Below are 12,894 nucleotides of genomic sequence, written 5' to 3'. Positions count from 1 at the left end.
CAGAAATATCAGGCAGTCGGCAGTGCGGTTTGATACAGATTTTCCCACATGCCATACACCAACGCCTGATCGGGGGGTGACAACTCACCGGCGGCAATGGCTTTATGCAGGCTGCTTTCCACCTGCGCCTTCAGCGCTTCGGCAGTGTGTTCGCCCAGCTCTTCCACTTCAGCCACCGCCAGCGTCAGATGACCGCGCAGGTAGCCACCGGCAAACAGTTCATCATCGCTGGCGTGCTCTACCATGTCATCAATCAGCGCCAAAATGCGCGCTTCGAATTCTGCGATCATCAAATTTCCTCATTAAATAACAAACTGGCGATCAGTTGAGATCTTCCGGATAGGGAAAATGCTCCGCCGCCAGCGGTGGCGTATTGTAAAACGATTGTAACGCCTGAATAAAGCGCGCAGGTCTTGTGGGTATTCCCTGCTCCAACAGCAGCAGCACCCGTTCGCGCACTTTGCGCTGGAAGGCAATGCGATCCGGCTCGCAGTCACCGTTGAGGTTGTCGCAACTGACGTTGAACGGGAAACCGGCGGCGACGCAGAACATCCACTCCAAAGATTGCGGTTTAATCTCCACCGCTTCGAATTCACTTTGCGTCTGCGCGTCTCGCCCGTCCGGGCAGTACCAGTAGCCAAAATCCACCAGCTTACGGCGCTGTTCGCCGGCGATGCACCAGTGCGAGATTTCATGCATGCCGCTGGCGTAATAGCCATGGGCAAAGACAATGCGGTGGTACGGCAGTTGGTCGTCGGCCGGCAAATAGATCGGCTCATCGTCGCCTTTGACCAGTCGCGTGTTGTATTCATCGCTGAAGCACTGATTAAAAATTTCAATCAGTTGCTCGTATTGATGGGTAACCTGTGTGTCTGACATAAATAAAAATCCAATAACCACAAAAATAAAGAGGTAATTATTTCATTTTACCGCTCTTTTAGCATGCTAAATATGCAGGGCCAGCCACTGCTGAATTTCAGCACCGTGGTTGTCGTACAAGAGCTTGCAGCTCATCACCAGAGAAACGATGACGATCATCGGTCGGATCAGCTTTTGCCCGCGGGTCATTACCATGTGAGCCCCCAGGCGCGCACCGAGCACCTGCCCAACCAGCATCACCAGGCCAATGCCCCACAGCACTTTGCCGCCGATGATAAACAACACCAGGCTGCCAAAGTTGGAAGTGAAGTTCAGCACCTTGGCGTGCGCGGTGGATTTGGCCAGGTTAAAACCGCACAGCGTCACGTAGGCCAGCGCATAAAAGGAACCGGCACCGGGCCCAAAGAAGCCATCGTAAAAACCGACGCAGCCACCGGCCACCAGCCCGAACGGCAAGGCGCTTAAACGGCGCTGCCGATCGCTTTCCCCCAAACGCGGAGTCAGCAGGAAGTACAGACCGATGCCGATCACCAATAACGGCAGCATTTGCCGCAGCAGATCGGCGCGCATGTGCTGCACCAGCACCGCCCCGGCAACGGAACCGATCAGCGCCAGCAAAATGGTCAGTTTCTGATCGTTGAGATCGACCGCCCGTCGGCGGATAAAATACAGGCTGGCAGAAAGGGACCCGCCCACCGACTGCAGCTTGTTGGTCGCCAGCGCCTGCGCCGGGGGAACCCCCACCGCCAGCAGCGCCGGTACGGTTAACAGCCCGCCGCCACCGGCGATAGAGTCGATAAAGCCTGCGAATAACGCCACCACAAACAAAACCCCGAGCATCTCGGGGCCAACGACGAACCAGTCCATTTATTATTCCGCAGCGAAATGGTTATCCAGCAAAGCCTGACAGGTAGGCGGTAACGGCGGCGGCACCGGTTTACCCGGTTTGGCGCTCGGCTGATGCGGCACAAACCAGCTTGCCAGCTCGGCGCCGCAACCGTCGCCCGGCGGCGGCGTATCCTGCTCTTTACATTCCAAGCTGCCTGCCGGACAGCGCAGTCGCACGTGCATGTGGGCACGATGACCAAACCACGGACGCACCTTGTGCAGCCAGTCGCGGTCGGCACCGGCATCCAGGCACAGACGCTGCTTGATCGCCGGGTTAACGAAAATGCGCGTCACTTCCTGATCCTGAGCCGCCGCTTTGATCAGCGATTCAATCTGCGGCTGCCACTGACGAGCCACCACCTGCTTGCCGTCGCTGGAAACCAGATCGATCGGCTGCGGCTTCAGCAACTGCTGCGCGCTCCAACGCTGGCGCGGCAACTGTAACCAGATGTCGACATCAAGCCCGGACTGATGGCTGGCATGACCGCTGCTAAAGCGCCCGCCCGCCGGCATTGCCATATCGCCGATCAGCACCGTGCCCAAATTCCTTTGGCTGGCCTTGCTGCTCAGGCGCTGGATAAACGCCAGCAGATCCGGGTGGCCGAAGTAGCGGCGTTGATCGGGCCGCATCACCTGGTAATCCGGTGAGTTCAGCGGCAGCGGCTGAGCGCCGATAATGCAACCATTGGCAAAACCGCCCACCGCCTGTGGCGCACCGGCCACCGGGTGGTCGATCTTCTGCCACGGCGTCAGCGCCAGGGCGGAGCCCGAAGCCATCAGGACAAGGATGCCCAACATCCAGTTTTTCATGGGAGTTACCAGCGTGGAACGTTAGAGACCACATCACCGTTTTGCGCACGCTGGCGCAGCAGGTGATCCATCAGTACAATCGCCATCATCGCTTCGGCAATCGGCACCGCACGGATGCCTACGCAAGGATCGTGACGGCCACGGGTGACCATCTCCACCGCTTCGCCCTGGCGGTTAATGGTTCTGCCCGGCACCATAATGCTGGAGGTCGGTTTCAGCGCCAGATGGGCCACCACCGGCTGACCGCTGCTGATGCCGCCAAGAATGCCGCCCGCATGGTTGCTCTGGAAGCCTTCCGGGGTGATCTCATCACGGTTTTCGCTGCCGCGCTTGTTGACCACCGCGAAACCGTCGCCGATTTCCACGCCTTTCACCGCATTGATGCTCATCAACGCATGCGCCAGATCCGCGTCGAGGCGGTCAAACACCGGCTCGCCAAGACCCACCGGCACGTTTTCGGCAATCACGCTGACCTTGGCGCCAATGGAGTCGCCCTCTTTCTTCAGCGCGCGCATCAGTTCGTCGAGAGCTTCCAATTTGTCGGGATCCGGGCAGAAGAACGGGTTCTGTTCAACCTGCTCCCAGTCTTTCAGCTCGCAGACCACGTCGCCGATCTGCGCCAGATAGCCACGCACCTGAACGCCATATTTTTGCAGCAGGTATTTCTTGGCAATGGCCCCAGCCGCAACGCGCATCGCGGTTTCACGAGCCGAAGAACGCCCACCGCCGCGATAATCGCGTACGCCGTATTTCTGCTCGTAGGTGTAATCCGCATGTCCCGGACGGAACACGTCTTTGATGGCGCCGTAATCTTGTGAACGCTGATCGGTGTTTTCTATCATCAGCCCAATGCTGGTACCGGTGGTCACCCCTTCAAACACGCCGGAAAGAATGCGTACCTGATCCGGTTCGCGACGTTGAGTGGTATAGCGAGAGGTGCCTGGACGGCGACGGTCCAGGTCGTGCTGCAGATCGGCTTCGGTAAGCGGGATACCCGGCGGTACACCGTCTACGATACATCCCAGCGCCACACCGTGAGATTCACCAAATGTGGTGACGCGGAAAATCTGCCCAATACTGTTTCCTGCCATCGCGGCTCCTTACCCTTAATTATTATCTTTGTGGGGCCCGCCAAAGCAGGCCCGAAGAATGCTTAGCTGCGGTAGAGGCTGAAGTGCTCTTTGCAATCCACCAGTTGCTGCTTGGTCAGCATGAACACGCCGTCACCGCCGTTTTCAAACTCCAGCCAGGTGAACGGAATATCCGGATACTGTTCCATCAGATGTACCATGCTGTTACCCACTTCACAAATCAGCACGCCGTCGTCGCTCAGGTAGTCCGGCGCGCAGGCCAAGATACGGCGCACCAGCTTCAGGCCGTCGCTGCCGGCCGCCAGGCCCAATTCCGGCTCAAAGCGGAATTCCTGCGGCAGATCGGACATGTCTTCCGCATCCACGTACGGCGGATTGGTGACGATCAGATCGTACTGGATCGCGGGAACATCGCGGAACAGATCGGAACGGATCGGGATCACCTGCTGTTCAACGCCCAGCGCCTGAATATTGCGCTCGGTCACCGCCAGCACGTCGCTGGAGATATCGACCGCGTCAACTTCCGCTTCCGGGAAAGCGTAGCTGCAGGCAATGGCGATACAGCCGCTGCCGGTGCACATGTCGAGAATATGGCGCGGCGGGTGCGGGATCAGAGCGCTGAAACGATCGTTGATCAGTTCGCCAATCGGGGAACGCGGAACCAGCACACGCTCATCAACGTAGAATTCCAGATCGCAGAACCAGGCTTTGTTGGTCAGATAGGCTACCGGAACACGTTCGTTGACGCGGCGGATCACGCGCTCAACGATGCGATGGCGCTCGCTGGAGGTCAAACGGGCGGTGTGCATGTCCTCTGGAATATCCAGCGGCAGGAACAGGCTTGGCAGCACCAATTGCACCGCTTCGTCCCACGGATTATCGGTTCCGTGACCATAGTAGATATCGGCGGCGTTAAAACGGCTGACCGTCCAGCGCAGCATATCTTGAATGGTGTGCAGTTCGTTCACTGCTTCCTCGACGAAAATTTTGTCCAATTTGCCCTCCGGCAGGCACTGTGATTCATGATTTAGCCGCATAGTTTGCCATGAAGCCCGCGACAAATCACGCTAACCCCTTGCGCTTTTCATTCTGGCGAGAATTTTGCGTCGACAGAGACCCGCGACAAGGTAAACTGTCGCGATAAATGATTTCCGGTGAATTCCAAATGAAGAACAAGCACCCTCTGAGCAAAGATGAATTGCAGCTCTTCAGAGAGTCGGTAGTAGACGCAAAAAAGCTGCGTCAGGACACCATCGTCCACCGTAAACCCAAGCCTATAACCCAGAAAATTGCTCCACAGCGCCTGCTGCAGGAACAGGTAGACGCCAGTTATTATTTCTCGGATGAATACCAGCCGCAGTTGGAAGAGGAAGGTCCGACGCGCTATGTGCGCCCCGGTTACAGTGCCTTTGAGCTGAAAAAACTGCGCCGCGGTGATTATTCGCCGGAGCTGTTTCTCGATCTGCACGGGTTGACCCAGATGCAGGCCAAGCAGGAACTGGGGGCGCTGATCGCCGCCTGCAAGCGCGAACACGTGCACTGCGCCTGCGTGATGCACGGCCACGGCAAGCACATCCTCAAACAGCAGACGCCGCTGTGGTTGGCGCAGCACCCTGACGTACTGGTGTTCCACCAGGCGCCCAAAGAATGGGGCGGTAGCGCGGCGATTTTGCTGCTGGTCGAACTGGCTGAGTGATCGGCAGAAATGACAAAGGGCGATGTCAAACATCGCCCTTTCGTTTTGGCCCCGCCCTGGGGTGCCTTATACTTTAGCCATCACCTGCGATGGACTCACCTGCCACTCAAATTTACCGTAGCTGCCGTCGGCGGCCAAATCGACATTGGCAATCGCCGAGGTCGCGAACATCGGCGGGCATTCGCCCGGGCAGAGTTCCGCCACCAGGTAACCCACCAGCGGTAAGTGGGAGACGATCAGCACCGCGTGAACCCCCTGCTGCGCCAGCGCCTGCAGGTAGCTGCCGACCAGACTGGCATCCCCGCCCGGCGTCAGCTCAGGCAGCACTTCTTCGCTTGCCGGCAAGGTCAAGGCTTCGCGCACCGTAGCCAGCGTCTGTTCGGCCCGCAGGTAAGGGCTGACCAGCACGCGTTCAATATCCACAGACTTGGTATTTAACCAGGCCGCCATCTGACGTGACTCATCACGGCCACAAACAGTAAGAGGTCTTACCGAATCGCTGGCCGCATCAAGTGCCGCCTCTCCGTGACGCATAATCAAAACTTGCATATTGCACCGCTGTTGTTGACAAAATAACGCTATACAGAAACGCCGAGCGTGCTGTATCGCCGAGTTTTACAACCCCAAAGCAAAAGCTTTGAAACGATAACGCGCCGTCTCTTTATGGCGGCCGGGCATTTTGCCTGAAAGTTCACGTAAAGAAAACGCTGTTTTTTACACCAATGGCGCCTTGAGATGACTTTGACGCTCACATAACAACCAATTCAACAGGTTAAATTTTAACCTTTCCATCATGAATTTTATTGATGGCGGCCTGCCTTTCACCGCCATCGAGCTACGTTACCGCTTCGCTATCTCCCTGTATAGGGTCAGGGATTGCCGGTATTGCAAGGAGTGATAGCGATCACATGCCCTGTTGATCCTACTCTAGTACAAATCACGGCGCCGCGCTGCTCAGGTCCCCTGCGGATAGAAACGTTCACCCTGCTGAGCCATGCGCTGCAGGCGTTCGCAAGGCGCAAAATATTCGCCGTGCTGCCGCTGCAGATACTCCAGCGTTTTAACCACCTTATCGGCCCCCAACTGATCCATATAGCGGAAAGGCCCGCCGAGGAACGGAGGGAAACCAATGCCGAACACCGCGCCGATATCGCCGTCGCGCGCGCTGCGGATCACGCCTTCATCCAGACAACGTGCGGCTTCATTGAGCATCATCATTACGCAACGCTGAGCGATGACGGCCGGTTGTAAATGCGACTTCGGCGTGATGCCCAGCAAAAGATAGACCGAGGTATCGGCGCGCTTGCTCCGCTGACGCTGCTGGCCTTCACTGGGATAAAGATAGAAACCACGGCCATTTTTGCGCCCTTTGCGCCCGTCTTTCAACACCGCCTCAAAGGCGGCTGGAGCGGCAAAGCGCGGGCCCAACTGTTCCACCAATACCGGGATAATCTTGGTACCGACATCGATGCCCACTTCATCCAGCAGGGTAATCGGCCCAACCGGGAAGCCGAAATCCACCAGCGCCTTGTCCAGCGCTTCGATCGGCTCACCTTCCAGCAGGCAACGAGTCGCCTCATTTATATAAGGTGCCAAAATGCGGTTAACGTAGAAACCGGCGCGATCGGCCACCACAATCGCCGTTTTGCCCTGCTTGTGCGCCAACGCCACGGTCGTGGCAATGGTTTCCTCGCTGGTGGTAGCGTGCGGGATCACCTCAACCAACGGCATTTTATCTACCGGGCTGAAATAATGCAGGCCGATCACCTGCTCGGGCCGCTGCGCCTTGGCGGCAATCTGGCCAATCGGCAGCGATGAGGTATTGGAGGCAAAGATGGTGTGCGGCGCCGCGTGCTGTTCTATCTCGGCCACCATCTGCTGCTTCAGCGCCAGGTCTTCAAACACCGCCTCAATCACCACGTCCACCCGTTCAAAACCGGTGTAGTCGGTCGAGCCGGAAATCAGCATCATCTGTTTTTGCCGTTCCGCCGGGCGCATGCGCTTACTGCGTACCCGCTTGCCGAGCACGTCCCAACTGTATTTTAACGCGTGATTAATGCCGGTTTCGTTTACGTCTTTAATCCGCACCGGCAAGCCACCGCGAGTAGCAGTCACACAGGCGATACCGCCGCCCATCAGGCCGCCGCCCAGAATGCCGATACGGTGCAGTTCATGAGGTTGCGCATTACCGCCGCGTTCTTTCTTCAAGGCGGTAGAGGCAAAGAACAGGCTGCGTAATGCGGCTGACTGCGGGGTCATGGCCAATTCGCCAAACGCCCTCGCCTCGGCTTCATAACCGCTGGCGCTGCCGTGATCCAGGCCGGTACGTACCACCTGGATGATGCGTTCTGCCGCCGGGTAGTTGCCGTGGGTTTTCTCCAGCGTTTTCTTGCGCACAATGCTGAACAACAGGCTTTTACCCAGTGGGCCATTGAGCAAACGCTCCTGCCACGGCAATTCACGTCGGCTCTGCCAGCCCTGTTTGACCCGTTCGATCGCGGCCTGCAATAAAATCGACTGCGGCACGGCATCGTCCACTAATCCCATACGCAACGCCTGCCGCGCCCGAATGTGTTTGCCGGTCAGGATCATGTCCAACGCCTTGCTGGCGCCAATCAGCCGTGGCAAACGCTGTGTGCCGCCGGAGCCCGGCAGCAAACCAAGCTGAACTTCCGGCAGGCCGAGTGCGGTTTTATCATCCAGAGAACAAACGCGGCTGTGGCAGGCCAACGCCAGCTCCAGCCCGCCGCCCAGGCAGGCGCCGTGAATAGCCGCCACCACCGGGACCTGGAACGCGGCAATCTGTGCCAGTGTGCTTTGGCCTTTTTTCGCCAGCGCTTCGGCCTCTTTGGCGGTGGTACAGGCGGCAATCATGCTGATATCCGCCCCGGCAATAAACGAATCCGGCTTGCCGGAGATAATCACCAGCCCTTCCAGCGCCGGATGCTGCTGCGCGCGGATCAGAACGTCGTTGACCTGCTCGACAAACTCGGCCTTCAGGGTGTTTACCTTCTCCCCCGGAACATCGATGGTGATCACACCAATGTTGTCCGGACGAAGGGTCAGTTGAAAGGCCGAGGGTTTGGCCCGCTGTTCGTGCAATGCGTTTTCAAAGCTCATTATTCCACCTCTACGATCATTGCGGCCCCTAACCCTCCGGCCGCGCAGGCGGTCGTCAGCCCCAGACCGCCGCCACGACGTTTCAGCTCGTGCAACGTTTGGGTGATCATGCGCGCGCCGGTGGCGGCAAATGGGTGACCGTAAGCAATTGATCCACCCAATACGTTGAATTTTTCCATGTCCACTTCGCCAATCGCCCGGCTGCGGCCCAGCTTTTTCTGAGCAAATTCGTCGCTGGCAAACATTTTCAGGTTGGCAAGCGTCTGGGCGGCAAAGGCTTCATGCATGTCGATGAGCGTCAGGTCGGCCAGGCCGATGCCGGCGCGATCCAGTGCCAATGGCGTAGCATAAGACGGCCCGAGCAGCATATCTTCCCACACATCGATGGCGGAGAAGGCAAAGCTGCGCAGATAACCCAGCGGCTGCAACCCCAACTCCTTCGCTCGCGACTCGCTCATCATCAGCACCGCTGCCGCGCCGTCGGTCAACGGCGTACTGTTGGCTGCGGTAACGCTACCGTGCTTGCGATCGAATGCCGGTTTCAGCTTTGCGTAGGACGCCAGGCTGGAATCTTTGCGGACGTTGTTGTCTTCGGTAATTTGCGTACGGTATGGCGGCACATAGGCCGTCATCACCTCGTCGCGCAGCAGCCCCTGCTCCCAGGCTTTGGCAGCCAGTTGGTGAGAGCGGTGCGCCAGCGCATCCTGCTCTTCCCGGGTGATGCCGTGGCTTTTCGCCATTTGCTCTGCGGTATCGCCCATGCGCAGCCCCGTGGAGTATTCGGCCACCGCCGGCGGTACCGGCATCAGGTCGCGGAACTTCAGTCGGCTAAACAGTTTGAGACGCTGCGACAGGGTGCGGGCTTTGTTGACGTCCACCAGCGTACGCGCCAGCGCTTTGCTGACGCCAATCGGCAAAACGGAAGAAGAGTCGGCGCCCCCGGCAATGCCAATGCTGATGCTGCCCGCCATGATGCTTTCCGCCACGTTGGCAATCGCCTGGAAGCTGGTAGCACAGGCGCGCGACACGCTATAAGCATCGGTATGCACGCTCATGCCGGTACCGAGCACGATTTCACGCGCAATATTCGGCGCTTCAGGCATTTGCACCACCTGGCCGAACACCAGTTGTTCAATCAGCGCCGGATCGATACCGCTGCGGGCCAACAGTTCACTCACCGCCGTTTTCCCCAGATCCACCGCTGGAATACCGTGATAAGCGGTCGCCTGTTTGGCAAAGGGGGTCCGCAGTCCATTTACAATCGCAATACGGTCACCGTGACGGGTCACCAACGGCAGTGCCTTACTCATAAACGCTCCTGAAGAGAATAACGCCAGCGCAACGGTCAAGAAGAGGTCTGACCTGATGGGGTCATTGTTAACCAAATGTTTACATTTGGCAAACCGGCAGAAGTGAAAACTGAGAGCAGGAGCAACTTTCTAGCGGGGGATTGAGGAGGAAGCGAGCGGCGCGGGGTAGCCCCGCACCGCTTTAAAGCCGTGATTAACGCAGGCCTAGCTGGAAAATCAGGGTTTCTGCCTGGCAGGCGAAGGTGAAATCGGCCACCAGTTCCACGCCACCGTCAACCGGTTTAATGCTACTGCTGATGTCGCACGGGTCGGATTCCACGCCGCGGGCTTTTGCGGTCAGCGTAGCCAGCATTTTTTCTGCATCCTGCTGATTAGCAAACACCTGGCTGTAGGAGGCGGTGCAATCGGTATTGTCCATCACGGTACCGACATCAACACAGCAACAGGCGGCCGTTTCCTGGGCGCTACATTTATTAATGGGATTGGACATGATTCATTCTCCTCAGGGACCGCCGTTACGCGAGTCCAAATTGCCATTTAACTACTGGCGCAAAGACACAAGATTCTGCGCTTATTTTACTCTGCGATGAAACCGATCACTAGCACTTACTTTTTATAGGTGTTTTAAGTGATGGAAATCACAAATGAAAATCGTTGTCTGCTAAGGAATGGTAAGAATATTGTTATGCATCGCTGGTTTTTTGTTATGCAGATCTCCTTTTTGATATCAATTTGGAAATATCTCAAAAACAATGTTGCAACATTTTCACAGGTCGGACCTATAATTCAGCCACTGGTCTGATTTGTCTGAATGAGATCGGACCCTACAATCGCGCGCTCCTTGTTACTTTATGTAACATGTTTAAATAATAAACACATAAAATGAGGTTTTGGTCATGAGCCAGAAAAACCTATTTACTAAATCAGCTCTCGCAGCTGCAGTGGCAATTATTTCTTCAAACGTGTCTGCCGCAGGATTCCAGCTGAATGAGTTCTCATCAGCTGGTTTAGGACGTTCGTATTCTGGCGAAGGCGCCATGGCAGACACGGCGGCATCTGCCAGCCGCAACCCGGCCTTGTTGATGATGTACACCCGCCCGGAACTCTCCTTCGGTGCGGTGTTTATCGATCCGGATGTAGACATCACCGGCAAGTCACCTTCCGGTGCCAGCCTGGACTCCAAGAACATCGCCCCTACCGCCTGGGTGCCTAACCTGCACTACGTTCAACCGATTAACGATCAGTTTGCCGTGGGTGGCTCGGTCACCAGCAACTACGGCCTGGCGACCGAATTCAACGACGGTTATACCGCCGGGGCCTACGGCGGCAAAACCGACCTGACCACCCTCAACCTGAACCTGAGCGGCGCTTATCGTCTGAACCAACAATTCAGCTTCGGCCTGGGCTTCGATGCGGTTTACGCCAAAGCCAAGCTTGAGCGTTATGCCGGTGAATTGCCGAAGTTGATCGCAGGCTCTGGCCAGTTGCCTCCGCAATTGGCCGGCCCGGTATCGCAGATCCCAGCGGATACCCAGATTTCTCACCTGAAGGGTGACAAATGGGGCTTTGGCTGGAACGCCGGCATTCTGTATGAAGTGGATGAAAACAACCGTTACGGTTTCACTTACCGTTCCGAAGTCAAAATCAAGTTTGACGGCGACTACAAGAGCAGCCTGCCATCCGCCTATAACCCACTCCTGGGCGCTCTCGGCCTGCCTATGGGCACCGACGGCACCACCATCCCAGGTTCTCTGGATCTGAACCTGCCGGAAATGTGGGAAATCTCGGGTTACAACAAGGTTGCACCGCAGTGGGCTATCCACTACAGCCTGGCTTACACCAGCTGGAGCCAGTTCCAGGAGTTGAAAGCTACCGGCAACAACGGTCAAACGCTGTTTGAGAAGCACGAAGGCTTTAAAGACGCTTACCGCATCGCTCTGGGTACCACTTACTTCTACGACGATAACTGGACCTTCCGTACCGGTATCGCCTTCGATGACAGCCCGGTGCCGGCCCAGAACCGTTCTATCTCTATCCCGGATCAGGACCGCTTCTGGTTGAGCGCAGGTACCAGCTACGCCTTCAACAAAGACGCCTCTGTTGACGTCGGTGTTTCCTACATGCACGGCCAGAAAGTCACCATCAAAGAAGGTCCATACACCTTCGAATCCGTGGGCAAGGCCTGGCTGTACGGCGCCAACTTCAACTACCGCTTCTAATCTTTTCGATGACGAAGCCAGGAGCGCCCTTAGGGGCGCTTTTTTTTGCCCGCTAATCTTAAAGCATAAAAAAACCCGCTATCAAAGCGGGTTGTTTCTCTTCGCCAAGCGAGATTATTGCGAGTCGATCTCGTCCAGATCGCCCTGGATCGCCTGAGCGTTCGGGTTGATCTCAGGTTTCAGCGAGCCGCCGTTCGCCAGGAAGTCGTTACGCTGGAAGTAGGCTTCGCGCACCATCAGGTACGGATCGGAAGAGTTGCGCAGCAGACCGTCGGAATCCAACAGCTCGGCACGGGTTTCAATCCCTTCAACCACCCATTTGCCCGCCGACATCCAGAAGGTCAGGTAGCTCAGCACCGGATAAACCGTATCCGCCCAGTCACCGCCCTCCTCACGCAACGTGAAACTGCCGTAGCCCGGCAACATCACATAAGGACCGTAGCCGACGCCATAATGCCCCAGGGTGCTGCCGAAGCGGTTCGGCTCTTCGCGAGCCAGTTTCGGGTTGGCCATCCCCGCCACGTCGATCAGGCCGCCCATCCCCAGAAGGGTATTGAGGAAGAAACGGTTAAAGTGGATCATCCCCTTATAAGGGTCGCCTTTCAGGAAGGAGTTGACCATGCTGGCCGGCTCTTCCAGGTTAGAGGTAAAGTTGCTTATCCCATTACGCGCCGGCATGGGCAGGTAGTTGCGCCAGGCCACGGCCACCGGGCGAAGTACATACGGATCCAGGACGTTATAGTTGAAGTTGAACATCGTCCGGTTAAATCCTTCCAGAGGATCGGATCGCCCTTGTGGTTCATCTTGTGGCGCGCTGGCACAGCCCACCAATAACACCGTTGTGAAAGCCAGCCCAGTCAGGCGAAAGTTCATATTTTTCT

General features: G+C 57.0%; 13 protein-coding genes. 2 read left to right on the top strand and 11 right to left on the bottom strand.

What is annotated here, in order from left to right:
* Positions 1-8 precede the first annotated feature (8 nt).
* From H5P17_RS17815 to prmB, 6 genes are all read right to left on the bottom strand, one after another.
* Positions 9-290 (bottom strand): YfcL family protein, encoded by a 282-nt coding sequence (locus H5P17_RS17815; RefSeq protein WP_044552706.1) that lies wholly within the window; start codon positions 288-290, stop codon positions 9-11.
* A gap of 31 nt (positions 291-321) precedes the next feature.
* A complete protein-coding gene (locus tag H5P17_RS17810; protein WP_044552707.1) occupies positions 322-879 on the bottom strand; it encodes an elongation factor P hydroxylase in 558 nt (185 codons plus the stop codon).
* 66 nt (positions 880-945) lie between these two features.
* Positions 946-1,746 carry a sulfite exporter TauE/SafE family protein gene (locus tag H5P17_RS17805; RefSeq protein WP_044552708.1) on the bottom strand — a complete coding sequence of 267 codons (801 nt, stop codon included), beginning with the start codon at positions 1,744-1,746 and terminating at the stop codon, positions 946-948.
* 3 nt (positions 1,747-1,749) lie between these two features.
* Positions 1,750-2,577, bottom strand: coding sequence for a penicillin-insensitive murein endopeptidase (gene mepA / locus H5P17_RS17800; RefSeq protein WP_182824353.1), 828 nt, complete (start codon positions 2,575-2,577; stop codon positions 1,750-1,752).
* A 5-nt stretch (positions 2,578-2,582) separates the two neighbouring features.
* Positions 2,583-3,668: a chorismate synthase gene (gene aroC, locus H5P17_RS17795; protein ID WP_044552710.1), complete on the bottom strand. Its 1,086-nt coding sequence runs from the start codon at positions 3,666-3,668 to the stop codon at positions 2,583-2,585.
* Between the two features lie 62 nt (positions 3,669-3,730).
* On the bottom strand, positions 3,731-4,663 hold the full coding sequence (gene prmB / locus H5P17_RS17790; RefSeq protein ID WP_041415542.1) for a 50S ribosomal protein L3 N(5)-glutamine methyltransferase: 933 nt from the start codon (positions 4,661-4,663) through the stop codon (positions 3,731-3,733).
* A gap of 170 nt (positions 4,664-4,833) precedes the next feature.
* Between prmB and smrB the strand changes: the two genes are divergently transcribed.
* A complete protein-coding gene (smrB, locus tag H5P17_RS17785) occupies positions 4,834-5,364 on the top strand; it encodes an endonuclease SmrB (protein WP_044553016.1) in 531 nt (176 codons plus the stop codon).
* 66 nt (positions 5,365-5,430) lie between these two features.
* Here smrB and sixA read toward each other — a convergent pair whose 3' ends face one another.
* The 4 genes from sixA to H5P17_RS17765 form a co-directional block, all read right to left on the bottom strand.
* Entirely contained in the window at positions 5,431-5,913 is a 483-nt protein-coding gene (gene sixA / locus H5P17_RS17780; protein ID WP_041414795.1) for a phosphohistidine phosphatase SixA, read from the bottom strand.
* 405 nt (positions 5,914-6,318) lie between these two features.
* Entirely contained in the window at positions 6,319-8,484 is a 2,166-nt protein-coding gene (gene fadJ / locus H5P17_RS17775) for a fatty acid oxidation complex subunit alpha FadJ (RefSeq protein ID WP_182824351.1), read from the bottom strand.
* A complete protein-coding gene (gene fadI / locus H5P17_RS17770; protein WP_044552712.1) occupies positions 8,484-9,794 on the bottom strand; it encodes an acetyl-CoA C-acyltransferase FadI in 1,311 nt (436 codons plus the stop codon). The genes fadJ and fadI overlap by 1 nt, the downstream gene beginning before the upstream one ends.
* A 193-nt stretch (positions 9,795-9,987) precedes the next feature.
* Positions 9,988-10,284 carry a YfcZ/YiiS family protein gene (locus H5P17_RS17765; protein ID WP_182824349.1) on the bottom strand — a complete coding sequence of 99 codons (297 nt, stop codon included), beginning with the start codon at positions 10,282-10,284 and terminating at the stop codon, positions 9,988-9,990.
* 406 nt (positions 10,285-10,690) lie between these two features.
* Here H5P17_RS17765 and fadL point away from each other — a divergent pair, with 406 nt between their 5' ends.
* Positions 10,691-12,013 (top strand): long-chain fatty acid transporter FadL, encoded by a 1,323-nt coding sequence (gene fadL / locus H5P17_RS17760; protein WP_182824347.1) that lies wholly within the window; start codon positions 10,691-10,693, stop codon positions 12,011-12,013.
* A 114-nt stretch (positions 12,014-12,127) separates the two neighbouring features.
* On the opposite strand, the gene mlaA is transcribed toward fadL, so the two are convergent.
* The gene (gene mlaA, locus H5P17_RS17755) at positions 12,128-12,886 is read right to left on the bottom strand and encodes a phospholipid-binding lipoprotein MlaA (protein ID WP_020827918.1); all 759 of its coding nucleotides are present in this window, start codon (positions 12,884-12,886) and stop codon (positions 12,128-12,130) included.
* Between the last annotated feature and the right edge of the window lie 8 nt (positions 12,887-12,894).

The sequence above is a fragment of the Serratia sp. OS31 genome, assembly GCF_014164835.1.
In the GTDB taxonomy this organism is placed as follows: Bacteria; Pseudomonadota; Gammaproteobacteria; order Enterobacterales; family Enterobacteriaceae; genus Serratia; species Serratia liquefaciens_A.
The sequence above is the reverse complement of the archived record's forward strand: the minus strand, read 5'-3'. Positions and strand labels throughout refer to the sequence as shown.